Origin of the sequence: Halosolutus halophilus (genome assembly GCF_022869805.1) — an archaeon.
Classification (GTDB): Archaea; Halobacteriota; Halobacteria; order Halobacteriales; family Natrialbaceae; genus Halosolutus; species Halosolutus halophilus.
The window spans coordinates 2,358,121-2,383,741 of the sequence record NZ_CP094974.1; the positions used below are offsets into that span (position 1 = coordinate 2,358,121).

General features: G+C 56.2%; 26 protein-coding genes. 13 read left to right on the forward strand and 13 right to left on the reverse strand.

Features of this window, described 5'->3' with window-relative positions; genetic code table 11:
* Positions 1-198 (reverse strand): hypothetical protein, encoded by a 198-nt coding sequence (locus tag MUG98_RS11525; protein WP_265112252.1) that lies wholly within the window; start codon positions 196-198, stop codon positions 1-3.
* Between the two features lie 175 nt (positions 199-373).
* Here MUG98_RS11525 and MUG98_RS11530 point away from each other — a divergent pair, with 175 nt between their 5' ends.
* The 3 genes from MUG98_RS11530 to MUG98_RS11540 all read left to right on the forward strand — a co-directional run bounded on the left by MUG98_RS11530 (position 374) and on the right by MUG98_RS11540 (position 2,745).
* Positions 374-619: a hypothetical protein gene (locus MUG98_RS11530; RefSeq protein WP_265112253.1), complete on the forward strand. Its 246-nt coding sequence runs from the start codon at positions 374-376 to the stop codon at positions 617-619.
* Between the two features lie 459 nt (positions 620-1,078).
* Positions 1,079-1,792: a hypothetical protein gene (locus tag MUG98_RS11535; protein WP_265112254.1), complete on the forward strand. Its 714-nt coding sequence runs from the start codon at positions 1,079-1,081 to the stop codon at positions 1,790-1,792.
* Between the two features lie 353 nt (positions 1,793-2,145).
* Complete coding sequence (locus MUG98_RS11540) at positions 2,146-2,745, forward strand: hypothetical protein (RefSeq protein ID WP_265112255.1); 600 nt, start codon at positions 2,146-2,148, stop codon at positions 2,743-2,745.
* A gap of 64 nt (positions 2,746-2,809) precedes the next feature.
* Here MUG98_RS11540 and MUG98_RS11545 read toward each other — a convergent pair whose 3' ends face one another.
* Together MUG98_RS11545 and MUG98_RS11550 are read right to left on the reverse strand one after the other, a co-directional pair.
* Entirely contained in the window at positions 2,810-2,995 is a 186-nt protein-coding gene (locus MUG98_RS11545; RefSeq protein ID WP_265112256.1) for a hypothetical protein, read from the reverse strand.
* A 361-nt stretch (positions 2,996-3,356) separates the two neighbouring features.
* Complete coding sequence (locus MUG98_RS11550) at positions 3,357-3,569, reverse strand: hypothetical protein (protein ID WP_265112257.1); 213 nt, start codon at positions 3,567-3,569, stop codon at positions 3,357-3,359.
* A 189-nt stretch (positions 3,570-3,758) separates the two neighbouring features.
* Here MUG98_RS11550 and MUG98_RS11555 point away from each other — a divergent pair, with 189 nt between their 5' ends.
* From MUG98_RS11555 to MUG98_RS11570, 4 genes are all read left to right on the forward strand, one after another.
* Positions 3,759-4,256: a hypothetical protein gene (locus tag MUG98_RS11555; RefSeq protein ID WP_265112258.1), complete on the forward strand. Its 498-nt coding sequence runs from the start codon at positions 3,759-3,761 to the stop codon at positions 4,254-4,256.
* 231 nt (positions 4,257-4,487) lie between these two features.
* Positions 4,488-5,144 (forward strand): hypothetical protein, encoded by a 657-nt coding sequence (locus tag MUG98_RS11560; RefSeq protein ID WP_265112259.1) that lies wholly within the window; start codon positions 4,488-4,490, stop codon positions 5,142-5,144.
* 201 nt (positions 5,145-5,345) lie between these two features.
* Complete coding sequence (locus tag MUG98_RS11565) at positions 5,346-5,621, forward strand: Fic family protein (protein ID WP_265112260.1); 276 nt, start codon at positions 5,346-5,348, stop codon at positions 5,619-5,621.
* Positions 5,622-6,063: 442 nt separating this feature from the next.
* Complete coding sequence (locus tag MUG98_RS11570; RefSeq protein WP_265112261.1) at positions 6,064-6,252, forward strand: hypothetical protein; 189 nt, start codon at positions 6,064-6,066, stop codon at positions 6,250-6,252.
* A gap of 1 nt (position 6,253) precedes the next feature.
* On the opposite strand, the gene MUG98_RS11575 is transcribed toward MUG98_RS11570, so the two are convergent.
* Positions 6,254-6,529 (reverse strand): PadR family transcriptional regulator, encoded by a 276-nt coding sequence (locus tag MUG98_RS11575; protein WP_265112262.1) that lies wholly within the window; start codon positions 6,527-6,529, stop codon positions 6,254-6,256.
* 743 nt (positions 6,530-7,272) lie between these two features.
* On the opposite strand from MUG98_RS11575, the gene MUG98_RS11580 reads away from it, so the two are divergent.
* Entirely contained in the window at positions 7,273-8,358 is a 1,086-nt protein-coding gene (locus tag MUG98_RS11580; protein WP_265112263.1) for a hemolysin family protein, read from the forward strand.
* 88 nt (positions 8,359-8,446) lie between these two features.
* Positions 8,447-8,878, forward strand: coding sequence for a universal stress protein (locus tag MUG98_RS11585; protein ID WP_265112264.1), 432 nt, complete (start codon positions 8,447-8,449; stop codon positions 8,876-8,878).
* A 423-nt stretch (positions 8,879-9,301) separates the two neighbouring features.
* Here MUG98_RS11585 and MUG98_RS11590 read toward each other — a convergent pair whose 3' ends face one another.
* The 3 genes from MUG98_RS11590 to MUG98_RS11605 are packed head-to-tail and all read right to left on the reverse strand — an operon-like array spanning position 9,302 to position 11,732.
* Entirely contained in the window at positions 9,302-9,580 is a 279-nt protein-coding gene (locus MUG98_RS11590; RefSeq protein ID WP_265112265.1) for a DUF3006 domain-containing protein, read from the reverse strand.
* A gap of 5 nt (positions 9,581-9,585) precedes the next feature.
* Positions 9,586-11,013 (reverse strand): lamin tail domain-containing protein, encoded by a 1,428-nt coding sequence (locus MUG98_RS11595; RefSeq protein ID WP_425601090.1) that lies wholly within the window; start codon positions 11,011-11,013, stop codon positions 9,586-9,588.
* A gap of 47 nt (positions 11,014-11,060) precedes the next feature.
* Complete coding sequence (locus MUG98_RS11605; RefSeq protein ID WP_265112266.1) at positions 11,061-11,732, reverse strand: hypothetical protein; 672 nt, start codon at positions 11,730-11,732, stop codon at positions 11,061-11,063.
* Between the two features lie 149 nt (positions 11,733-11,881).
* On the opposite strand from MUG98_RS11605, the gene MUG98_RS11610 reads away from it, so the two are divergent.
* From MUG98_RS11610 to MUG98_RS11625, 4 genes are all read left to right on the forward strand, one after another.
* Positions 11,882-12,346 carry a hypothetical protein gene (locus MUG98_RS11610; RefSeq protein WP_265112267.1) on the forward strand — a complete coding sequence of 155 codons (465 nt, stop codon included), beginning with the start codon at positions 11,882-11,884 and terminating at the stop codon, positions 12,344-12,346.
* Positions 12,343-12,816, forward strand: coding sequence for a hypothetical protein (locus MUG98_RS11615; RefSeq protein WP_265112268.1), 474 nt, complete (start codon positions 12,343-12,345; stop codon positions 12,814-12,816). The genes MUG98_RS11610 and MUG98_RS11615 overlap by 4 nt, the downstream gene beginning before the upstream one ends.
* Before the next feature lie 51 nt (positions 12,817-12,867).
* Positions 12,868-13,134: a hypothetical protein gene (locus tag MUG98_RS11620; RefSeq protein WP_265112269.1), complete on the forward strand. Its 267-nt coding sequence runs from the start codon at positions 12,868-12,870 to the stop codon at positions 13,132-13,134.
* Between the two features lie 238 nt (positions 13,135-13,372).
* Entirely contained in the window at positions 13,373-14,662 is a 1,290-nt protein-coding gene (locus MUG98_RS11625) for an SGNH/GDSL hydrolase family protein (protein WP_265112270.1), read from the forward strand.
* A 197-nt stretch (positions 14,663-14,859) separates the two neighbouring features.
* Here MUG98_RS11625 and MUG98_RS11630 read toward each other — a convergent pair whose 3' ends face one another.
* The 6 genes from MUG98_RS11630 to MUG98_RS11655 form a co-directional block, all read right to left on the reverse strand.
* Entirely contained in the window at positions 14,860-16,566 is a 1,707-nt protein-coding gene (locus tag MUG98_RS11630) for an SIR2 family protein (RefSeq protein WP_265112271.1), read from the reverse strand.
* Positions 16,567-16,807: 241 nt separating this feature from the next.
* Positions 16,808-17,446: a rhomboid family intramembrane serine protease gene (locus tag MUG98_RS11635; RefSeq protein ID WP_265112272.1), complete on the reverse strand. Its 639-nt coding sequence runs from the start codon at positions 17,444-17,446 to the stop codon at positions 16,808-16,810.
* A gap of 261 nt (positions 17,447-17,707) precedes the next feature.
* Complete coding sequence (locus MUG98_RS11640; protein WP_265112273.1) at positions 17,708-18,742, reverse strand: HNH endonuclease; 1,035 nt, start codon at positions 18,740-18,742, stop codon at positions 17,708-17,710.
* 586 nt (positions 18,743-19,328) lie between these two features.
* A complete protein-coding gene (locus MUG98_RS11645; protein ID WP_265112274.1) occupies positions 19,329-23,765 on the reverse strand; it encodes a glycine-rich protein in 4,437 nt (1,478 codons plus the stop codon).
* Complete coding sequence (locus MUG98_RS11650; protein ID WP_265112275.1) at positions 23,766-24,908, reverse strand: hypothetical protein; 1,143 nt, start codon at positions 24,906-24,908, stop codon at positions 23,766-23,768.
* Positions 24,909-24,914: 6 nt separating this feature from the next.
* Positions 24,915-25,586, reverse strand: coding sequence for a hypothetical protein (locus tag MUG98_RS11655; protein WP_265112276.1), 672 nt, complete (start codon positions 25,584-25,586; stop codon positions 24,915-24,917).
* Positions 25,587-25,621 lie beyond the last annotated feature (35 nt).

Here is a 25,621-nt window from a genome sequence, read left to right on the forward strand (position 1 = left end):
TCAGATCCCCTCCGTTTCGACGGCGCGCTTGAGCGTGTCGCGGACTGCGTGACACGCCGCGTTGTGGACCTCCCAGTCCGGGAGCGCGTCGACCGTCGATGTCGTCTGGGCCGCGATCGTACTTAGGTCGATCTGGGTGGGTTCCGTTTCTGCCGATTCTTCCGAAATCGTTTCGTGGGTCGTGGTTGTAGTCGACATTGCTTCTGTAGCACCAGAAGCGCAGGTCGGGTGCTGGAACACCCGGCCGAGAGTTTTCCGACTATCCTGCGCCTCTATCAGAACTTACTATATGCAGTCACATAAACATTACTGTTGATAGTAACGATACTGTATGCAGTAATTATATGTTGGTGGCGACTGGATACAGTCATGTATGGCGACGAAAAACAAACAGCCAGAGATGGCTGATGACCAGTACCGGGGGCTTCTCACTGAGCGCGAACGTGAGATCCTCTCCGGCGACGCGGACGTGACTGACAATTATCGTTACCGCGTTGTGAGTCGAATTAGGACGAAACTGGATGCACTTGAGGAGGACGTCGAAGTACTCGACGAACACCACCGAGATTTGCTTGAAGAACTTCGCAACATTGTTTGCGAGGAAGAAGGCGATGAGTAGCGACCAGAGACCGACAGAGACAGGATAGTTGACTGGCCCGACCAGCCCGATCAAACCGAACCCGCAGAACGCGAATCGTACCTGGCCGATCTCTCGCTCACTCGCACGGAGTCGTTCCAGAGCGTCGTCGATGAACTTGAGCAGCGCTGGCCCCTATGTGGGGCCTCACTCGACGCCGGCCGGCTATGTCGCAGACCATGCTGATCAGTGATGTCAGCGGCAAGGTTCAAGGCCCAATCTTCTTTCTCCCTTCCTTTGTACTCCTGCGTGAGCAATACCAATGCGTAGACGATCAACAGGTCTTCTTGTGGGTGTCGCATGCCGCCCTTGTGTGGCTGTGGCTTCATCTATAAACCCTCGTAGGTGGCTCTGTTGAAATACACAATAACTGATAGGGGTTGTCTACTGAATACAGAAGATGGCTTCTATTTATCGTAGTGGATGTCGTAGTATATCGCTATGTTAGTTGGTGCCACCCTCCAAGAAGATTCACGACAAATAGCCATAGAAGTCCTTATTTCCGTTATTTCTGGCGCACTCCTCGCGCAGACAAGTGGAGAACTTATCTTTGGGGTAGTGTTCGCCTTAGCATTGTTTGTCGTTCTCCATTATCTCATGTTGCCAGTCCAGCCGCCCCTCACTATACTCCCTATCGACCAACAAGCAGCGAACATCTTCCGACGGACATTGATGGGGCCCGGCTCGAAAGACACGGATGATTTCAAGACTTATGATGTCCACCTTGACTTCTATCTCTGGTGCGCAGACAGGGCTGAACTGTCGAGTATCGATTTTTGGTATGAACACGGCGGGCAGCCATGGAAGACTGATAAGATTGTGAGAATTGATGGACAGCGAGTTGACTCCGAGAACCTCCAGAATAATCCATATATCATCGATGGTGATAGCCCACGAATCGTGATCGTCGGGCTGCTCACGAGCGACGACGAGATCAGAGACGAGGGCTTTGTCACAATCGACCTGCGTCTCTCGACAGAGCACTGGAAAGGGTTCAAAGAAATTGAGGTGTACGGTAAAATAGCATCCGACGGAAAATTAGACATCAATAAGATCACGGCGAATAGACGTGGTGTTCCGCTTCGTGAGATGGAGAACTGGCAATGGCTGTCCCATCCCGACGGCCCAATACGAGGCCGATTTACGACTTCCTAACTATCCTCTTTGTCACGTACTTCCGCCCCAAATTCTGGTCGGTTCAACACCAGAAAAAGTAGAACTGCCGGTGGCAGCGTTGGGGCTATACTAGCTTTTAGCCTCGTTCAGACGCGGAGCAATAGCCCACCCAGCCAGCGTAGCCGCCGTCACCCTTCTTGGATGCTCGAAAGAACTGTTAAAAGTACGGTAGCAGCTTCAATAGATGGCATATCATACAATTAGAATCTAACCATATGTTCTATCTAATTTGATGTGATTGACCCCTCTTTCACGTGCTTCAACTGGAAATCCGCGTGCGGAGGGGGGCGGGGGCGCTGTAATTTTTTGTGTTGTCCCCTTGGCGACACAGCGTGCTGGAATGCGGTAGAAAGGCAACGCCGTACTCAAACATGCCCTCAGATGTCGAACTTCCGAACAATCCGATCAGTTGGCCGATCGTCAGCGACACGCCAGAGTCCCTGTGGCCAGAACTGATCCTTGTAGCCGAGGCTGTCGTTGACCGTCTCTCGATCGACGTCGATCTCCTCGTACTCCCCGACGGCAAAGATATCGAGCGCTGGCCCGCCGTTCCAGAACTCGTCCCGGACATACTCCGTGTCGAGCCAAAATTCCCCGATTCGGCCTTTCGCATGGTACCGACTCAGACTGTTCCGGTAGATCAACAACGGATCGCCCGTCTCTATCCGTTCGAGATTCCGCTTGTTCCGTTTCCAGTCTCCTTGCTCTGGATCGGTCCGAACATCCCACACTCGAGTTACATCAGGAAATTCGTCGGGCTTTTCGTCCTGATCACTGAGATCGATGGGGTCAGCGAGCGTCTCCTAGAACGATGGTTCGTCGACGGGGACGAGCCAGAGTTGTGTCATACCCTGACTGTGTGTGGTCGCACCTTCAATTTCAGGATGACAAACCAGTCCACCGATCGGTTCCCTACTGATGAGCCATACTAAGTAGCGTCATCGCCACTCGTGGTGAACCCAGTCCAGTTCGTCGCGATGGTCAGCGAGCCACTCCTCAAGATCGCCCCGCCAGGCCTGTCTCGAGACGCGATGTTGACCCGTCCCGATCAATCCGGTAGAGATCGAGCCGGCCATCGAGCAGATCCGCCATGGCGTCGTCGTACACCAGTGCCTCGCGACCGCGATCGCGGATCGCGACCAGGTCGCCATCGACGAACCCGCGGGCGAGTCGATCGACCATCGCTTCGACGTCGCCACCACGGAGTTCCAGGAGGCGCTTGTCGAACTGTATCTGACGATCCGACGGTTCCGTTCCTGTTTGTACATACTGGGAATGCGTTGACGAGCACTCTTAGGGCTGACCGGGGCAGATCTGTTTCTTCCAAGATCGACAATATGATAATAGTTAACCATTAGAATTAATTTCCACAAGTGACTTCATTGAAGTGTCGAGGGAGTGGAGATCTATTGGTATCCGGTCAGGCACCCCCATTACACAACTCTCTCGCTCCGATTCTACTGAGACGCTTCTATTGAAACCCTATTCATCAGATGTGATTTTGCCTGGAACAACTGTTACGTAGATGGGCGAACTGAGCGATTCACTCAAACCAAATCGACCAGATGATTAAAGCCAGAACGGCAAACAGGGTACTTGTCAGCCACACTGCTGTTGTCTCCTCGGAGACGAAGTGGGTCGTGAAGAAAAACCCGAATAGGCTTCCAAACGGTGCGGTAGCGATAACGATTGAAACTGCATTCAGAAGCGATATTTCTGACTGTCCCACGGCAGTCAGAGTATCTCCAACGCTCATACCATACGTATTTTGTTGAGGTACTATAAATTTCAGTGAGAGATTGTTTGCTCACTACTTCGCCTGTACTGAATATCGAGGATCTATACCTGTCATTTTCTGAGGATTCCAGCAAACGTTGAGAGCCTGATGAAGTTCCCGATATCGAGAAGTAAAAGCAGGTTCTGAAGCCAAAGGAGGCGATACACGATGAGTAAGACCGGCATCAACCGGTTCGAACGTCTAGAAGAGCTCGCCCGCGAACGCTGGGGAGAGAAGTGGGCGATCCAGCAAAAGCACTGGGCCGACGGGTCGACTACAGAACATGCCTACCATATGCGTGGTCTCGTCGACGTCGAGGATGTCGACGGCCGTGTCCATGAGAAAGAACTCCTCTTTCTCAATGATGAGGGCCAGCACGTCGTCGAACGGATTCAAGTACAAGTTGGGGCCACTGTCGATCGAGAAGTCGTCGCCGATCCATACGATTTGGTCGATGAATCAGAACCGCTCTGGTCATGGGTCAAAGATCGCGACGACCAGTGGCACCGGGTCGTCGATGACGGTAACGATGAATTGACACTCGCCTGTGGCGATGTCCTTGAGGAAGCCGAGATCGACCAAAAAACTACGGGTGATCTATCCGCTACAGACGATTTGACCGTCGAGAAGTGCGAAAGCTGCAAGCAAGCGGATCACGACGGCTGACCACGGCTTTGAGTCGTTTTTTGTCTTCCGGCACCTCGCGTCTGAGGTCGGTCATAGGTGGCCGTTTCCTCCGCTGGGTTCTGCCCCGGCAATTAGATAATAGAACACCTTCCACATTATGGCTTCCTTTGAGGATTACCATTATTATATCGGACAAGTGCCTTTCTATAGTGGGCACTTGTGTCCGATTAATTGGACAAAAATATGTATTTGACTGGACAAGGGTGGGCCATGCCACGACGGAGACTCATGGCAGATGGTGGATCGAATCCGAATACACACAGTGCCAACCTCGAGGCCGACCGCCAAGAGACGCGAGAGCGCGTGACGGCCGACTTGGGGATCACGCGCGAGGAGATCGAGGAACTTCGCGAGATCGATCCGGCCCGGCGTCACGACGAGCTCATCGAGCGCGGGTACTACGGCTACGTCGACGAGGAGACCGGCTACGGCCTCGCGACCGACGAGAACGGCATTCCGATAATGCGACCGGACGGGACGGTCGAACTCGACGTCGACGCCCTCGAATCGCCGGCCGACCTCGTCGAGACCGATCCGCTGATCGCTCTGATCGGTAACAGCGCGAAAGCGAAGGTCCTGCTCGCGATGCTCAACTCGCGGCCCCGGAACGCCACGGACATCTGCCGCGCGGCCGGGATCTCGACGTCCAGCTGGTATGCGACCGTTCGCGACGAACTCCTGGCGTCCGGCCTGCTCGTCGAGGTCGCCGAGTCCGGAACGTCGACCCTCTATGCGATCGACGACGACGACCCGCGCTACGAGGCGCTCCAGACCCTTCGCCGACAGTCGAGCAAGGCGTTCGCTGAGAACGGTTGGGACATCGTCCGTAAAGAGTTCCTAGACCGCGACCGCGACGACTCGGCGTAGCGTGCGCGACGTCGACGTCCGCGCGATCGCCGGCGTCGCCACTCAGGAACGTCGGAGGATCGGTGAAAAGCCGGAGTCGTGGGTTACCCCGGTGACCGATCTTGACCGGCCGCTTCTTTCCTCTCGATCGGCTTAAACGTTACTCGCGTGTGCTTTCCGTTGAGGGAATGCAGTATAGTGATCGGTGTTCTATCGGTAGGTATGGGCGAAGTGCGCGGCGATCTCGACCAGGAGGAGACCGGAGAGTTCAAAGAAAAGTACTCGAGCAGCGAGGTCCTCGAGCTACTCCGCGAGGTCTATCCGGAGCCGATGGACGCCACAGGCGTCGGCGATCGGCTGGATATGTCGCGGCGGACGGCAGCGAACAAGCTTAACGAGCTCGTCGACGACGACGTCGTCGCGACGAAAAAGATCGGCGCTCGCGCTCGTGTCTACTGGCTCCAGCCCGAGCAGGCTGGCGAAGAGCCTACCCACTGATCGTCTGCCTCGACTCTATTCCTCGCTACTCCAGTATACAATCTACAGCGAAGTCGATCGACGTGTTCGAAACGGTCCCCTGGCCGTCCGTGATCTCCGGCTGGCCCAACCTACGGATAAGTCGATCGACTATCGCCTTGACGTCGCCGCAGAGTTCTAAGGGCCACTTGCTAAGTGCGTATCTGATCACGCCAGTTCCTGATCGCGCATATTCGACTGAATATCGTCGAACACGCTTACAGTGACCGCGTTGGTTCCGTTTCTTCTGGATATGTCAATGGAATATCTTCTCGGCCATTAGAATTAATTGCCATGGGTGGCTCCACTGAAGTGGCGAGAGGGCATGGATTTGTGCTTGTCCGGCCAGACACCCCCTATTCCTCGACTCTCTCGCCCTGATTCTACCAAGACTTTTTACCAGAAGCCGCGGCCAAGGTCAGCGATGCTCTCTAATCGTCAGGAAGACCTCCTGATTGCGGTCGTACTCGTCGAATTCAGTTACGAAACCGTGGACGTTGATCCTGAACTTGCCGCCCACGCGTGGCAACTGGCCGCCGATCGGCTGGTTACATGGGATGTCACCCCAAAAGAGGCAGTCGACGAACTGCCAATCGGTGAGAGGTTTCCATAACTTAGAGATCGACGAACTGCCTCTCCCACTCCCGACGGTCCTGGATTGCTTCCTCTCCCGCGTCGGTGATCGCGTAGTAGTTCGTCCGACGATCGAGTTGCCCCTTCTCAACAAGTTCTTTCTTAACGAGCATGTCAAGATTCGGATAGAGCCGGCCGTGGTTAATGTCGGCGTTGTAGTACTTATCCACTTCGTCCTTGACGTCCTGGCCTGACGGCTGGTCGGCACCTGCGATCACGTACAGCAGGTCACGTTGAAACCCGGTCAGGTCGTACATCTTACGTGAGTGTTCAACGATCCTGTATTTAGCTTCTTTTCAGACTAGAATTGAATGTCAGAAATATGTAGAACTCTCAACCGGATTAATATCTAAGGCTGACCTGTCGAGCGTTCATCACTCGCGATGTGGAATTCACCAGGGCTCTTTTGACAGTATCTCGGTAGTTCGTTGAGTTACTGTAGTACAGACGACCCTTTCTCAAGAGTCTCCTTCCGCTAACCCGAGAACCGACTGGTCTGCTCGCTAATCAATCTGCTCTATGAGCCGCTGACTTCCTCTCACTGCGATCGGGCTGATAAGCGAGTCCCGAAACGCACAGCGGGCACGTCGGGGGTTCATATCGACAGAGAGCAAGTGATCGGTTCTGAGGGGGTACCCTACAGTCTTTGTCAATTCACACACTCGTGAGGAGTTGGCGCAGTGAAATCTTGATTCGTTGAAGAAGCCGTCATTTGAAAGCCAACATTTCTGTGTATCCGACTGCAAACACGGGTGTCACTGAATGCACAATAATTCGCAAAGTCAGTTACCCGAAAAATTGTGGGCATACACGCAAGTGACACAAGGATAATTATGGATAGAGATATGATCCTTGTTCTTCTCATGCTGCTATTCTTGGTGGTTCTGTTTCTCGTTATGATTGCGAGTGACGCAGTTGCGACAGCGATGCTCGCAGGAGCAACTCGGAAACAGTATCAGCCCTCCTTTGCGGAAAGCCGGTACGTCCGAGGCTGAGAACCATGGTCAGGAACTCATTCGAAATCACAGGCCGCATCATTGCAGGTCTCTTACTCATCCTTACGAACGGCTTCTTCGTTGCCATCGAGTTCGCGTTAACTCGGGCGCGGCAGTTCACGGAAGAGGAGTTCGTCGCCGGTAATCCCTCCCTCGAGCGGGCGTGGGAGATGACCGACAACCTCGAGATCTATCTCACCACGTGTCAGGTCGGGATCACGGCCTCGAGCATCGCCGTCGGGATCGTCGCCGAACCAGCGTTGGCGGCCATTTTTGAACCGCTGTTCGCAAATACAGTGCTAGCAACGGTCGGAGCGGGGGCGATTCTCGCCTTCCTCCTCATCAACCTCGTCCACCTGACCCACGGGGAGCAGACGCCGACATACCTTGGCGTCGAACGCTCGCGGATGGTCTGTCGGTATGGTGCGGCACCACTGTACTGGTTCCACTGGATCATTTCGCCGCTCATCACGCTCGGCGATGCCATCGCGAAGTGGACGCTCAGGCTGTTCGGGGTTGAGATGACCGGCGCATGGCTTGAGACTGAAGAGGATGTCATCGAGTCTCGCGCCGACCTCCGGAACAAACTCGGCTCGGTTCTCGAGGAGGGGGATCTGTCCAACGAGCGTCGCGAGGAGGTGATGAATGCCTTTCGGGTCGGCGAACACCCAATCCAAGATGTAATGGTCGGCACTGATGAGATTGTCGCGCTGTCGGCTCAGGACAGTGCCGAGGAGAACTTCCAGACGATGGAGGAGCACCCGCAGACGCGGTTTCCACTCGTCGGTGAGGATCTGACCGACTTCCGCGGGATCGTCTACACACCAGTCCTCCTCAGACACCGCAATGACCTAGCTAGCGGCGACATCAATTTCACCAAACTGGCCGCGCCGTCGATGACGCTCTCGCCCGACACGGACGTCAGCGACGCGATTGACCAGTTTCAGGCCGAAAATCAGGAACTTGCGCTTGTGATCGAAGACGGTGCTGTCGTCGGCCTCATCACTGTGACCGATCTTCTCGAGGCGGTGATGGGCGATATCGAAGATCCATTGGATCGAGCCCAAGTCGAAGGGCTGACTGGTAATTAGTCCGGTCGACTATACTTTGAGTACTGTCTTGGGGTACCATGCATTCGCTCGCTTCTGGTTTTTCTGTGTCGAGGCGAGACTATCAAGTATGTTCAACGATATTTTGGTCCCGACGGACGGGAGCGATTCAAGCACGGCTGCACTCAACGATGCTCTTAAGATAGCGGACCGAGAGACGACCACTGTTCACTTCCTCCACGTCATAGACGTGGGGACGGAGATGTCTGCGGGTGCGTCGGGAATGATCGCGCCGGAGATAACGGAGACACTTGAGGAGGAAGCCGATACGGTCCTCGACGACGCTGTGAATCGGGCCGAGGAAGCGGGCGTCACTTACAACCGAACCATTCGCGAGGGTGATCCGCATGATGAGATCGCGACATACGTCGCCGACTACGATATCGATCTCATCGTGATGGGGGCAAGCGGCCGATCTGGATTGAAAGAACACCTTCTTGGCAGTACGTCCGACCGTGTCATCCGTACAGTAGAGACATCTGTACTCCTCGCACGCCCCTAACTACTGGTACAACGGTAGCGCTCCATTCGCAGACCTTCCTAACGGCTCGTTCGTGAGCAACCACGCTGATGAATACACCCTCTGGGCCTTGTTTAGACGCGAGCGAGATCGGCACTAACGCATCGTTCTCAAAGTGTGAAACCGTACTGTGATGTGCTTACCAACGGATTTTGTTCAATCAAAATGACTCCTGACCCGTTCATCCAGGCGCGTCTAAACAAGGCCACCCTCTGTATTCAGCACGCCGTTTCTGACAGCTATCAAAGAGGTAGATGGCCGCTTCGGTAACGTCCTCGCCTGTACTGAGCGTTTGACCGTCCAAGATTTACCTCTCTATCGGACGGAGATGCCGAAACGGAACCAATCGTTCACTACAGCTGATCCTTTCCTCGAAAGTCTCCCTTCGCCAACTCCAGAACCGACTCATTTCTCCCGATCGGACAATTTCTCCGACAACCGATCAAGTTTCTCCTGCGCAGATTCACGGCGGTCTCGCGTTGCGTCCGCTCGGTACTCCATCGACACCACCTCTCCTTCCTCAAGCGTCACCGAAAGCACACCACCATCCGTTTGAGCGGGCTCTGGCAGTCGATCGGCAGGGACATCGATTTGCTCGATCACCTGCTCGCCCTCCTCGAGCAAGACCACGGCGATCTTGCCGTCCTCGATCCGGTCAACAACGCCGGTGTAGGTCCCATCCATCGTTCTCACCCCATCACAGGCGCGACAGCTCCATCAATCCCACTGGCTACATCACCTGCGACACGCGGACGTGATGCCAGTGCATTCGTCTCGTCGTCGGATTCGGGCGTTTCCGCGAGGATATCCTCGGCGTCTGTCGAGAACGACTCGCTCGTGTCCACATCGATCGACGTGCCATCGGTTCGAACCACGATATTGCCGTGGACCCCCGTCCAGTACGTTTCGATATCCCGATCGGCAAACCGTTCGAGCACTTCATCGCTCGGGTGGCCGTACTGTGAGTCGTAGGCACTCGAGATGATGGCCGTCTCTGGGCCCACGGCATCTACGAAGGCTTCACTTGAGGAGGTCGATGAGCCGTGATGGCCGGCTTTGTACACGTCGCTCTCGAGGTCACTTCCCCACTCATCGACCAGTCGCTGTTCGACTCCGGTGTCGACATCGCCGGTCATCATATACTGGAAGTCGCCGAATTCGAATGCCAGCACCACACTGTTCTTGTTGACATCGCTCCCGGTATCCCCGGCAGGCGGATGCATCACCTGGGCGGAGACGTCACCCTCGATCGGCAGTTCGTCACCGCTTTCGACGATGAGAAGATCGACACCGTACTCGTCGACGGCATCGAGGTAGTTCCCGTAGGTCGCTGAATCCGATGGGACGCCCGAGTCGTACGCGGCCCCAACGCCCTCACCGTTCGTCTCGAAGTGTTCGATCACAGCGGCGTGGCCGCCAATGTGATCGGCATCGGCGTGCGTCGCGACCAGGTGATCAATCCGATCGATCCCCTGGGCCTCGAGGTAGGCGATTACCTCACTGCCATCCTGTCGCCAGTCGCCACTGTCGATCAGGATCGTCTCATTGGCTGGCGTGACGATGAGCGTCGAATCGCCTTGCCCGACGTCGATGTGATGAATCTCGAGTTCGCCCTCGACAGTACTCGCACCGTCTCCATCGTTCTCGTCACCATCTCCGCCATCTCCATCGCCGTCCGACTCATCGAGATCAATATCACCGTAGGCGTGCTCGAGTACGACCTGATCGTTGGCGTCGACAAGTCGAACCACGTCGCCATCGCCCCGCCAGATATTCACGTTGTACCCCCAGTACAGCTCGGTCTCTGTCGAGTCGCCTTCACCGGTCGTTATCCGTACTGTGTCCCCGGGTTCGAGGACGAATTCACTTGGGAACGAAAATGGTGAGAGGCCGCCATCGACCTGTCCACCCTCTCGGTCACGGAGCTCGAACCCTGAGAGATCGACAGGCTCATCGGCGGTATTCTCGAGTTCGATGTACTCCTCATCGGGTGAGACATCCTTGACATTCAGGTCGACGACTTCCAGGGCTTTCCCAACCGCCTGTGGGTCGTCTCTTGTATCTTCGGTTCCTTCAGTACCGCTCGCACATCCCGCAAGAACTACGAGAAGTGCCACGAAGACCACGAGGATCGCTCGGTTCATACACGATTCAATATAATTGTTCACACACCTTCATCAATAGTATCTCGTATGTATCTGTCTTGTAAACGTTGCTTGCAGGTGTCCATTGCCCAATTTCGAGCTACACCATGAATGCGTTTGAAGGCCTGTTCTGGATTGTTAGCATCAATCTCATCTACATCGACACCTTCTTTGCTTACCTCGCCCCGAAAAACAGGTCCAATGTCATCGGCTTTGTCCCCTTCGAAGAGTACAAGCGTGCGTTCCCTTTCTGCGTCTATCTCACGCAGCCAGTAGTTCAATTCTTGTATGGGTGATGAATTGAGGTCTGATGGGGTCTCTCCATGTCCAAAGGGTTCGTCTTTGAAAGCGCGATCGGGGAGTTCATCTGCGCGATCAAGTTGACCCTCAAGGAAAATGAAAACTGCTGTGTCAGCATGGTCCGCAAAATCATAGCTCACATCACGCCAGAACTCTGCCTTTTCCTCCCGTGAAATACCATTTGGTGGTTCGTCTTCTCGATCCGAACAAATCTTTGCTCTCTTGAATCGGTGCTTCTGTAGCCGAATTTTGACTTCGTTCAGAAATGCTTCACAATCGCCAGTATAGGGACCGAAGATATGGAGTTGCAAATATTGATAGAGGGCCTTATCCGACCTATTATTGACTTTTTCGACCTCACCACTTAATCCATCAGGAAACCTCTTGTCCATGTCTACTTACAGAGGAGTGATTTCTGACCAACACTTTTAATACCCCAGGTAAAGAAATGTTGACCACGTGGCGTGGAGGTTGGATCGACAGCCCCCAATAGGGCCGAATCAACTCCAAGCGTACCACCAAAAGTCAAATAAGTTTGATCATGTCCGACGATATTACAACTGAGCGGGCAGAAATGTTCCCGCTTGAGATCAGGCAGGCGGTTGGAGCGTTTGAAAAGGAGAATGCGAAGGCCGTGATAGCCACATTACTGGAAGAGGGGCCTAAATCATTTACAGAACTCAAAGATGAGCTTGAACTGTACTCTCAGCAACTCACCAACGCGCTTGATCCCCTCAAGACCAGTGGAATGATCAGAAAGCGGGCTGCAGATGCCGATGAAGATGAGTACGAGGCTTACTACGAAATCAGCGAATTTGGATCACGGTTCGTCCATTGCCTCTTTGAGTCGCTCGGTTCCGTCGATTCCTTCGACATGAAGGGAGAGCCATACGAAAAGGTGGAAAACTACCAAGACAGACGGACTGGTGAAGACCTCATCGTAGAGGGGTATCACCTTCGTCCGGTTTCAGATACAGAATCTGAGGAAGCGCCTCTACCAAAATGATCTCTAGTCTTGAACTCCCAGAGTACTATATTACATCAGTAAACATTGATATCTCACCAGAATTGGGCCAAACAATTCAGGGACAAGTATCTAGCCAGTTCGAGGTAACCAACCCAGAGCTTATCGAAGAACCCGACGGGTTAACCTGTGAAGCTAAATTGGAATTAGACCTGTACCAGGAAGGAGATGCACCATGGCAAGTCTCTGAGTCGGAAACACCCGAAGAATTTGGCCGTATAGAGGCTAATACATATATATTCATTCCGGGAGAACATGACAATTTCAAGCCGAATTATCAGAGATGGGAAGACGGGTCATATTATGATGTGGACTCAGAGTTCAGGCAACATCTAGAGTCCGGCGTCCTACATCGTATAATAACACCAATTGGCGACCTTGTCGGGAACTCGTTCAACGGTGTTGTTCCTCGAATGGGTATGACTCCATCAGTTCTAGAAGACATGGAATAGATTCTGAAATTATGATCTCAAGGAATGTCTCACTCAGGTCTTAAAATTGATATGGCTTCAGTAAAACTGGAGGAGGAAGCCACCGAACGATGGGGAGACGAGTGGTCAATCTTCATCCGCCGATGGGCGAACGGGGGTGCGCAGATCATTGCCGAGCACGTTGAGGGGCTGACCGCGGAAGGCTACCAGAAGAAGCATCGGTTAATGAAGGGACCGGAGGGCGATCTCGGTCACGACGTCGTCCTGGTCGAGCAACGGGAGATCGTCAGCCAGGAGGTGCTCGAATACCCGGATGGCGTCGACGAAAAATCAGGATGAGCAAGAGAGACGCGGTGAACCTCCGCTTCAACCTCTCACGGGTGCGTCTGAAACCATTGAACGCATTTGACGTTTGGCCGTGATTCTCTGTTCGAGCCGATCAGTAGTTCAGATCTGCACGCAAGTCGACTCGACTACATAATAACATATTTTTGATATAAAAATATAAATACCAATTTGTGATTTGGTGTCATGGAATGCGACTACAACCCAACCACCAGATACGGAGGAACGAGCGATGACTGGGCTGACGCGTCGTGAAACGCTAAAATCGATTGGCGCGGCGTCGGGTCTTGCACTGGGCGGATCCGCGACCGGGGTGCTGACCGGTGAATCAGATAAGAGTGGTACAGCCTCGCTCAGTCGTCCCGACACACAGTTCGTAGGAACGTGGACAGCAAGCCCGCAGACACCGTACTCAAGTGGCATCTCCAATCAGGGGTTCGAGAATCAGACACTCCGGATGATGACTCGAACGAGTGTGGGCGGCCAAGGCGTCCGCATTCGGCTGGCGAACACGTTTGGTGATGGCTCGGTCACGTTTGACCGCGTTTCAGTGGGCCTGCGAGCAGCCGACAGGAGTGCGGCGGTCGAATCTGGGACACTTCGGCAACTCACATTCGGTGGCGACACCGATGTCACACTGACTCCTGGAGGCCGTGTACTGAGCGACGCTGTCGACCTACAGGTCCCATCAGAGCAAGACCTCGTCGTGAATCTCTACACTGCCGGGGCAACCGGACCGACGACGTGGCACGCACTTCCGACGAAAACGTCGTACATCTCGACGGGCGGCGATTACACCGATACGACGGATGCTGATCCGTTCACGACAGAGACCACGCATTGGTTCTACCTCGACGGTGTCGAGGTGATCTCGCCGGACACGGTTGGCACGATAGCCTGTCTCGGCAATTCGATCACCGACGGCTTTGCCTCGACCGTTGACGCCAATGCCGCCTATCCCGACTTCCTTGCAGAACGGGTTAACGACCGTCAGAGCCTACGGAAATCGGTACTGAATGCCGGCATCTCCGGCAACCGCGTACTCAATGACTCGGCCTGCTGTGGCGTCAATGCACTCGCTCGATTCGACCGAGATGTCCTCGCCCAGACCGGGGTAACTGACGTCATCGTCTTGGAGGGCATCAATGACATCGGCTTTGAGAAACTCGGTCCTGAAGAACCCAGTGTGACGGCAGAACAGATCATCGATGGGTATCAGCAACTCATCCGTCGCGCCCACGCGAAGGGGGTTCGCATTATCGGTGGAACGCTGACACCGTTCAAAGGAGCGGGGTACTATTACCCAGAGGGCGAGCAGAAGCGCCAACAGGTCAACGAATTCATCCGAACAAGTGGTGAATTCGACGGTGTCGTCGACTTCGACAAGGCGATTCGCGATCCCGACGACCCCAAGCAAATCCTTCCGAAGTACGATAGCGGTGACAAACTTCACCCGAACGACGCCGGCTACGAGGCGATGGCAGAAGCAGTTGATCTCACATTGTTCCAGGCCCGTGGGTAGGGCCAATAGAGGTCATCGACTCCAATCCCATCTTTACGCGACACGACTCTGCTGAGACCCTCAGCGATTGATACAAACGGGGTGCTGAATACAGAGGGTGTGCTCAGCAGTCGACCTTCCATCAGCGTGCCATCACCGAAACAGTCGTTAGATGAATTTGCTGAGTTGAACACACAGTGTAGCGAGTGCTTGACCCTCTACATGAACCAAGTCGACTCATCTCGGAACTTCTCAATTAGGTCGGGGACTACGTCTTCCCCGATATTTTCGTCCAAAAGGGCCTGGAGGCCGCCTCCGGACTCATATCGTTCCGCCATCTGTTCGAACTCTCCCTCATCATAGACTGCTCTCGGGGCATCAGGCAGACCTCCCATCATGTCTCCGTTCTGTTTTACGTATAGCAAGTCCGACGCAAACTCAAACGTGCTGAACGCGTGTTTGTACCGACGGTTATCCGGGATTACATCCTGAAGCGGCTCGCGAAGGTTATCTTCCAGCCTCAATTTCAAGCGTGATTGGTTGAGACTAATTCCACGACCCAGATACGCACAAAGTTTAGTCGGGTGGAGTTCCAATGAAGCAGGGTGGCTAATTTGTGAAAACGGCACCTCGATGTTGACGAACCGCTGCACCAGGTCCCAGTTCTCGGCCTCGACAGCAGCAATCCCTACCCCGTAAAACACCCGACTCGCGGGGTAATGCTTCAAATAGTTGAATGCGTCATTGCGACTTGAGGGCCTCGGTGGGGAACTCAGTCTACCGACCGCTCGTAGAACGTCTCGGGCAACCGGGTTATCGACTTCATTCTCCCAATACGCAGAGATCGACGTCGCAATGACTAACTTCTCGACCTGTTGTTCGTACGTCTCCACCCGCTGCTCAACGTTCTCATCGTTTACGTCCTCGTTCAGCGGTAGCGCGGAGTAGTCGAATACCTCGCCATATACACGCTCTGTTTCCTCTTTCATCAGTTCAGAGAGGTCGATTCTCCGGTCATTCCGAGGCAGATACTGCTTCGTACGTTCTCGGATGACATCCCTGGTCAGCGGAGCGCCATCCTCTGCTTTCTCTAGCGCCCTCACGTTCTCTTTGAGATCGGAGAAGAACTGGCTCGCCCCTTCTATCTCTAACCTGAACCCCTTGCGATGTTCGATAATCTCCTCTGCGAGGTCGGATACTTCACTCCGGTGGGTCCAGTAGGTGGAGTAGCGCCTGTCTGTGCTCGAAAGAATCGCTTCTCGGAGTGCCTGGTCGGTATCACCGGACCAGCCACAGATAATGAGGCCATAATCGTTTAGAACCTCGTCGATGAGTGCCAGCATCGGTTCATCGTAGGACGAAAGTTCCTCTGTCGTGTTCTTGAGGTTCGTCTCCTTGTAATCGCCGTGAATCTTCAGCAAGACTGGGCCAACGTGGGCAAGAGGCTCGGCTCCATCGGCGGCCTCCGTCGTCGAGATCACAGTTGGCTCTACACCGATATCTCGGAGGGCGCTCTCCAAGAGGTTGTCAAAGTTCGTGGTCAGCACGACCCTGATGTACCCCTTCTTCATCAGCCACGCGATACTCTTGTGAGCATCCGTAGGAGTCTTCACTCCATTTTCCCGTTCTTCGTCCGTCGGTTCGAAGTATCGTTCCAGTAGAGCGCGGCGCTCTGGTTGCGTATCAGCCAGTGCCTCTATGAGCTCATCGTACCGCGCTGGCTGTCCGAACTCATCTTCGTACCACTCGAACGGGTCTTCTGGTTCGACTCCTTCTATCTCAGCCACTTTCTTGATCAGGTCTTCGACCACTCCCCACCCGGTCGGAATCTCAGCAGCCTTCGAGACGCCTGAACCCAACAGCAGGGCGTAGACACCTCTGTTGTTCCGCACCGAGAACGTCAACGCCATCTCCTTGTCTACCATTTTCATGAAATCTGTAGGCCATCCTTTTATACTTGAGTTGAATCAGCACAACCTCGTACGATGAGTTTGGTGCGGAACTTACTCACAGGGTGGCCGGGACTGAACTAACCGATCAGCAGAGCCTCTGTGTCTAGCATCCTGTCTCTTCGCCAATCGGCGAATGGTCAATGACTGGTTTGCGCTCTGTATTCAGCATTACTTCGATAAACTATCACCGAACAAGGTTTTCTACAGGGCCAAATCAGCTACTTTGCGGACTTGGTGGGCAGCGGAAACCGTAGCGAACCTTTTCTGTCGCATACCAAGCGGCACCAAACACCGCACCAAAGACGTGGACTTCAATAGCAGTCCCAGATGTGAGCGGTCCAAGAGCGCCAACACTCCAGAGGACGAACACAACAGAGAATGTGAAATCGAGGATGTTCTTTATCAAACGAACACTAGAATCAAACAACCTCTCGAACGCTCCCAGAGCGATCATCATTCCCAGTCCGGTCGTGATACCGCTGATTCCTGCACCAGGAACTTGGAAGAAGAGCGCAGCAGCTACGTTCACACCGATTCCGAGAACGGCAGCTACGCCGAGAATAAATCGGGCGTCATCTACTCGATTCTCGACCCACCATCCCGTGAGAAGGAAGAAAGTGAGATTTTCTATGAAATGTGCATGCGTAGAATGGAACAACCACGTGAATACGATGGATCCATCACCGACAGTGTTTTTCACCATCGTCGCAGTCTGATATCCGGCGTCTTTCGACAGACTCCCATCTATGAGCAGTTGCCCAGAGTATACCACTGCGAATATAATGCCGAATGCGACCGTTAGAGTCGGCCAGTACTTTATTTCTCTCTGCATATTATTCTCAACTGTACACACAATAACATAGACTTGTTTGAAATATATAACGATGGGGTGCAAACCGAAAGTGATGGCGATGGCTCTTAATGTGGCTACGGACACCTAACCGACATTTCAATCATCTTCCGTAGCACGGGCGTCCTGTATTCAGCACGACGCCCAGAACCGATCACTGATTGAGGAGTACAACAAGGTCGTTTGTCTCAATATCGTCATTGCAGAATCCCACGAGGCGGTTGTCGAAACCGGATCCGACGATGATCGTCTCAGGGGTCGTATCTACAGTCTCGCGATCTCGGAATTGTGGTATTCCAGATATCGTTTTGAGAGTTCGTGATCAGAGTGCACAGTTAATTTTCTCCCATCGAGATTACTCTCATAGGCGTGGCTGAGAGTCATGGTATCTGGATCAACCTCAATCATCCCGTAGTCAAAATCCGCGTGGTGGTTCGGACAAAGAACCAGAATATTTTCTTCAGAATCGGGGCCTGGATCTGAATTGCCAAGCGGTTTGACATGATGGACTTCCGCATATCGGTCTATAGAGGACCGTTTTCGGTGATCACCGCAGACCTGACACTCGTAATCGTACCGGTCTTTGAGATTTTTTGCTAACGTTGTATTTCTGATGATGCGGCTAACAGTTGTCTCAATTCGATCAGGTGGCCGCAAATCTGCGGACTTTTCTTCTCGATCTACTCCGCCACTTTTCGACTCAGATGGACTGGTATCACGGTCTGCCGAAGAAGCATCTGCATCCTCAGATGGATCTGAAGAGCCAGATTCTGGAATATAGCGATCAAGGAACGATCTAACACTCCCGAACTCGGTTCTGAGCCGGCTGTGTGCAGTATCAGATGGGCGCATGAAACTCAGCGGATAATCCATATCGTATCCAAGGGCATCATGGAGGTCATCAGCAGGGAGATCTACTTTCGTTACCTCTTGGAGAAAGAACATGTGTAACCATGGATCTTCGATATCTTCGACTGTTCTGCCTTCATCGTATGGGGCCCAGATGTTCCGGGCAAGTTCCTCATCTGTATACGTTCTATCAATGATCCCACAATGCGTGTAGACACCGGATTTGGTGTAAAAAAGAACGATATCTTCTTTCTCCATCTGAGCCCAAGTCGATTCGTTAGAACTTATCGCTCCCCAGACGGAGATAGATTCGTCGTACCCAATGTCCTCGATCGACGGATAAGTCTCAGGGGAGACTCCTTCTAAGACTGTCTCTCTAAAATACTGAATTGTAGTTTCTTTATGCTCTCGACTGCATGGGGCGATGAAGAGGTCGGGATCTGTAGACATCTTCTATCATGTAGAGTATATGGAATAATATAATACCACTGGTAGGATAATGAGTGTGGGGAACAAACTAAGACGCTCATTCCTGACTCTGCTGAACTCTTGGGATTTGATAGAGCGGTTGTGCTGAATACAGAAAATAGGCTACTCATGGCTGTTTCTGAGCGTCTACGCTGAACCAGCCTGTCCAGATGAAGTTTTATTATCATCTAATATGAATATTTGACCCATGGTATCACACGATTCCATATTGGAGTACGAGACGGACGATCGGAAGCCACTTGATAGCAGTCGCGAACGTACATTCCATCAAGGCTGGCAAGATGCACTAGAGAACGGTCCATACAGCGAGGGTACATTCAACACGCTAAGCTGGCAAAACCTTGGCAACCGCCTAGGCTGTCTTTTTGGAGACGTCCCTGACGAAATGCGAGACGAACTTATGTTTTGGGCAGAGAGGCAGCGTCGGCTTGATTAACAAGCAATCGACAGATACGCGGTCTGTGTCGACCGACCAGATAGTCTTTGACTTAACACCAGCAGAATTCACAGGTCTGCATGTCTCGACAAGCGACTTGATAACGGTGTCTCATACACGATCGCTGGCCGCGTCGACCGTTGACCGGATCTGCTCAATCGAATCCTCGGCGCGCTTGCGCGATCCCAGCCGCAACGAGAGCCGCTCCGGCGTGATCTCTAGATCGTAGACACTCATTGCTTCGCCGGCGACCCCGTCGACGTTGATCGCCTCCAGGAGGCCGTCGACGTGTTCGGCGGCCGGGATCTCGACGTCGGCCTCCCAGCGCGGCGTCGAGGCCGTATCGACGATTAATTTCGCAGCGAGCTCACACCCGCGCTCGGTCGTCAGCCCGTTGATCGTCTCCGTGCGATCGTGGCGTGGGTCGCCGGCGTAGGCGTCGTCCTCGTAGGTCCCCGTGATCTTGAAGTCGTACTCGACCTCGAGGGTTTGGCCGTCGGCGATCTCGCCGCCCGACTGGACCGTAATCTCGCCGGTCGAGTTACTGATCGTGTAGTCCCGGAGGTACTGGTAGTTCTCACCCGTCGACGCATCGCGCACCGTCTCAGTTCCGGGGACGAGGTTACTCTGCTCGAGGGCAACCGGCGTATCGTGGACGGCGTCGATCGTCTCGCGCGTCGTCCGCCCGCCGCCCTTGATCGTCGCCCGAAGCGTCTTTTCGCCGCGCTTCGTGACGCTGTAGGAGGCGAGATCGAGGTCCTGCGTGCTCGCACGCTGGCCGGCCTGGGCCCAGTGGACCTCGGTCGTCTCGCCGTTCTGCCGGACCTCGAACAGCGAGTCGGATCGGTCGGCGACGTCGACGAGGGTGTCGAGCAGGTCCTCGTCCCAACTGTCGTTGAGGATCAGCGGCGTGTCGTCGCCGTCGAACGTGATCTCGTAGTCGTCGATCCGCTGGGCGTCGTAGCCGTCGCGTGGCGTATCCGAGTCTCGAGTGCCGTCCGGCGAGTACGCGCCGGCCGTCAGCCGGATCCGGACCGTCGAGGAGAGGTCGGAAAAGTCGGCCGTGAGACTCGTCGTGTTCGAGGCTTCGGTCCACGTCAGCCCGTTGTCGTTCGAGAGGGCGATCGCCTGCGGCCCGCTGGTGTCGGTCCACGTCGAGGCCACGTAGCCGACGTCGATCGAGTAGATCGTCTCGGCGTCGGACGACGTGATCGTCGTTCCGCGAGGCGGGTACAACGCCGGCACGTTCGCCTGGTCGCTCGTCGTGTCGACGGAACTGTAGAAGTCGGGGCCGCTCCGCGATTGATCGTAGAACCGCTTGTCGTAGAGCATGATCGCCCCGACGTACGTCTCGGAATTGCTCTGCAGGCACTCCAGCCGGATGTAGTAGTTCGTGTCGGCGTCGAGGTCGCCGCCGTCCCACGTCGTCCCGAAACTCGTGTCGTCGAAGTCGATGTACGGCCCGAACGACTGACTGCCCGCCTGCCACTCGATCCGGCCGACCTCCGAGTCGTCCGAAGCGTCCATGACGATCGTCGCCATGTCGTTCGGATCCGAATCGCCACCCCAGCGGATCGCGAAGCCAACGCTGTCGCTCGGAATCGTGTACTCCGGCGAGAAATCGTGAAACTCGATATATTCACCAGAAGAATTGAACATCCGGGCGGCGTCGTCGATGTACCCCTCGATCGTGTTGGGGGACGAGATCCCGCTATAGTCGGGGAAGTCCGACCGTTGAGCGAACTCGTAGTAGCAGGTCTGCGCAGGCCGGATCCCGCCGCTGTCGGTCACCCACGGCTCAGTGCTGGCGGGCGCGAGCTCGTCGACGAACTCGACCTCGGTGTCGACCGACCGCAGGAGTTCGCCCGTCACCGAGTCGACGTCGGGCATGTCGACGACCGTCGCGTAGTCCGTCTCGGTCGTGATGAGGTCGTCGGCGAGCGTGTGCGCCGCCTCCTGGATGACGTCGCGCTGGACGCGGCGCTCGAGTTGCGTCCCACCGATCCCGACGAGTTCCGACTTGCCCGGTTCGATGACGACGTCCTCGAGCTCGTCGATCGGCTGGCGATCGCCGTCGCGGAACACGCGCATCGCAGCGCCCTCGTAGTCCTGAAGGGTGTAGGCCTCGTCTCGGGGGACCGGGACGCGCACCCGCGGGAGGTCGTTGACCCGCGGTTCGAACCGGACGTCGTCGAGGATCTGCGGCCGGACGATCCGCCCGGACGGCAGATCGATCTCGACGTGCCAGCCCTGCGGCCCGGCCGGGGACTGGGCGAGGCCGGCGCTATCCGGAGTGAGCGTGGCTGTCCCGTCAGCCACGACGTACTGCGTCTGAGCGCGGATCGTGTAGGTGTAGTCCTGGTTGGGGACGATCGCGAGGAACTCACCATCGTAGTACTCGGTCGTCGTGTCGCTGACTGTCGCGAGCAGTTCGCCGTCATCGGGATCATCGTAGACGCGATCGCGCTTGCCGTCGAGGCGATCGCGCCAGATCTGGTACGACCCATCGAACGTCGAGTTGTCGTTCCACCCGACACGGAGGCTGAACTGCTTGATGTCGGGATCGCCGGTCACCCACGTCGGCGAGCCGTTAATCGTAGCGTCGTTGCTGTTCGACGAGAGGTCGTCAGAGGTCGTCCCGGAGCCCTCGTTGAAGACGTGTGCGGCGATCAATCCGTCCTCGGGTAGCGCGCCGTTCGCCTGCGCCTCGACCTCCGCTGCCGAGAGCGGGCGGTCCCACGCCGCGACGCGGCCGAGCGTATAGTCGGCCCACCCCTCGAAGAAATACCGGAACGATTCTCCCGTATTCCAGTCGACCGACGTCCCGGGGTCGTCTTTGACACTATCGAGGTCGCCGTCGACGTACCCGAACGACTGACTCTCGCCCGGATAGTCGACGACGAGCGTCAGGGTGTGCCACTCGCCGACCTCCATCGAGGAGAACACGGCCGGTGCGTAATTGGTGTTCCCATCGGTTTTCGGGAACGTCCACCGCATGTAGTCGCTATCGCTCTGCCGGGAGAAGGCGACCGGCCCCTCTGCTGAAGTCGCATAATCCGCGATGTTAGGCCATGTCGCGGTCGCATCGTTTATCGTGTCGAGTCGTATATCGACGGAAATCGTGAGCTGTCGCGAGCTGTTCCACGCACTGACCAGCGGGTCGTTCGACGCGGTTACCTCCTCTCCACTTTCGTCGAACTGGAGGGCGTACTGCTTGAGGGTCGTGACGCCGTCCGGCGCGTGAAGCGCCGTGATCTCGTTGGCCGTGTGGTAGGTGCCAGTGACGTCAGTCGTCTCGGTCCTGATCCGGACGTCGTACTTCTCGCCGTCGAGAACGCCCGTGATGTTGTACTCGAGCGGATCGGCGTTGTACGCGACGGTCACCTCGTTGCTGTACGACGAATTGACCGATCGCTTCCACTGGACCCGGTATTGCCCGGCGTTGAGGCCGGCGTCGAAGTTCTGGGCGAGCAGTTCGCCCTGGACCGAACCGTCGAGCGTGAAGCCGGTGACGTCCGGCAGCGTCGTCGTCCCGCTGGCCTCGTTCGAGGTGTCGGTAATCTCGTTCCCGTCGGGGTCGTCCTTGTAGGTCTCGATCAGGTAGAAATAGTCCGTCCCGTTGTCGAGGCCAGTGTCCGTGTACGACTCGGTCCCCTGCGGGACGTCGTCGACGAGCGTGTCGGACGTCGTCACTCCCGACGACGTCGACCGGTAGATACGGTGCCCCTCTGCGGTGGAGTCGGGTTCGGTCCACGAGAGGTCGGCCTCGGTATCGCGAGTCGCGTCGACCGAGAGGTCGGTCGGCGCGTCGATCGAGATTTCGTACTCGACGTACACGACGCCGTCGGTGCTCCCGCTCGATCCTGCGCCGGTCGTCGTCGTCGCCGAGTTGAGCTCGTCGATGTACGACGACCCGCCACCGCCTCCGTAATTGTTACCACCGCCACCGCCTCCATAGTACCCGCCACCTCCACCGCCGGCACCGTCGTCGCCGCCATCGTCCGAATCACCGCCGACGCCGAGTGAACCAGAACTGGGGCCAAGATCCGCACCGGCATCACCACCCGATGTTTGTGTTCCTCCATATCCGCCGTCACTGCCGGCCCAATCGGCGTCCTCGCCCTGCAGACCGCCACCGTCACCACCGCTGTATGAAGCGTCGGCCGTACCACCACCACCACCGCCAGCGACGGCGACGCGATCCGAGAGGGTCGTCCCACCGATCCGAATGTCGGACGCACCACCGCCTCCGGAACCGTCTTCGTACGAGTCGAACTCGTTTGAATAGCCAGCACCCCCGCCGTTATAACCGCCTCCTCCGTGATTGCCGGTCCCCGGTTCTTCACCGTACCCTCCGACCTCGATGTTGAGCGTCTGGCCTTGTGCGACCGCGTCCGGGATATATCCCTCCGCGTACCCTCCGTTCCCGCCGTTTTCGACAGCACCAGCACCAGATAGCTCGACCCAGATATTCGTCGCCTCCGATGGAATATCAAGCGTGTACGAACCGCTCGTGTCGTACGTGTTGGTGTAGGTCTGTGACGTCATCTATCGCCGCACCTCGTTCCGGGAGGCGAGCGTCTTCGTCGCCTGCGGATCCACGATCGTTGTCGCCGCGATCGGCGAGAGCCAGTCGATGAGGTCCTGCGGGATCGGCCCCGATTCGTTCTCTGGGATGTGCCAGAGGACGTCCTCGCCGCCGCGTTCGAGGATCGCGTCCAGGGCGTAGAGCGTGCCGTCGACGTCGAACGTCAGTTGCGCCACCACGCGGACCATCCCGATCGCCGTGAGGTCAACGTCGTAGAGGTCCGTCGTCGACGGCTTTGACAGCGAGACCGAACTCCAAACGGTGTTCGTCGCGTCCCAGCGCTCGGCCGAAAGCGTCCCGTTGGCTTCGTCGAGCTCGAGGCGCAGCCGACCGGTGTCGAGGATGACGTTGCCCTCGGGGTCGTGGGCCGGATCGAAGACGCTCTCCCAGACACGGACGCGACCGTCGGCGTTCTCGACGTACTTCTCGGCCTCGCCGAGCGTATCGTAGACGCGACAGTCCGGCCAGCGCTCGTCGCCGTAGTCGATCTCGTAGATCAGCGTCGCGTCACTGCCGACCGCGGTCTCGCCGGCGTCGAGGTCGTACATCTCGACGTCGGCGAACTCGGCCGACCGCGTCTCGGACGCCGACGCCGGGGATCGCGTCCCGTCGGTCGGGTTGTACCACTGGACCTTTCGCGCAGCGGCAGGCACGCCGACCAGCGCCGTCAGATCGCTGCCGAAATCGTGGTCGACCTGGCGCCTGTTGATCGCCAGCTGCCGGTAACTTTCCCGGGTCGTCCCCTTCTTTTTCAGTCCGAGTTCCCACGCGTAGACGTCCTGAGCGTTGGCATGCGCCGGTTCGACGTTGGCGTTCTCGACCTCGTAGTAGCCCGCCTCCGCGATGGTCCCGTTCTTGCGAAAGAGTGGGGTCGCCTCGATCGTCGAGTTGGCGAGTTCCTGGAGTTCGGTCGCGAACAGTTCCGCATGCCACGTGCCAGTCCGCCACTGGCCCTCGAGGGTGAGATCGGCGGCACCGCTCGACACCTGCTCGACGACCGCACTCTCACCGAGGACGCCAGCCTCCGCGAGTTGCGATCGGCGTGCATCGCGTTGGTTAGTGTGCGACGCTTCCTCGAGCGGGATCTTGTAGAGCAGTTTCATGGTAGGTCACACGTCCGGGACGTAGTCCGCGAGCTCGTCGACAGCGTCGTCGATCGCCTCCTGGACGTCATCGAGTGCCTCCTCGATCTCCGGGAGCAGCGCCGTCCGCGTCAGTTCGATCGTCCCCTCGATCGACGAGGGACTGTCGCCGCCGTCCCACTCGATCCGCGCCTCGCTGACCGCGACGACCAGCGGCTCGCCGAAGGCCCCCGCCGTAGTGGCGTAGGTGCCGTCGGTAAACTGACCGTGGTAGAGACGAGCTCGCCCGCCGGAGTCGGTCCGGGCCTCGGCGAGGTAGTGTTCGAGGATCTGTTTCTGGTCGAGCGGGCCGCAGCCGGCGGCGTCGTACTGCGTGACGTCGTCGGGGTTGGTCGGATCGGTCGAGCCGTCGCCCCACCGACCGTCGTTGAAGCCGGCTTCGAACGAAATCGAGAACGAATGCTCGCCGGCGCCACCGTCGACGTGGTATCCGCGGCGGCGTTCGAAGTCGGCGTCCTGGATGTCGTCGATCGCGCCCGAGGCGAGGTCGAACGCCTGGCGGAGATACTGTCCCCGGTTGGAGAGGATGAACTCGCGGGTGATCTCGCCACTCTCGCCGAGGCCGCCACGGAGTTCGAAGACGCCGGTTCGGTTGTCCAGGTCGATCTCGAGGACGGCTTTGTCACTCAGTCCGGGCATTTTGTATCGAAAATAGTGTCGCAGGGCGGTTGGTC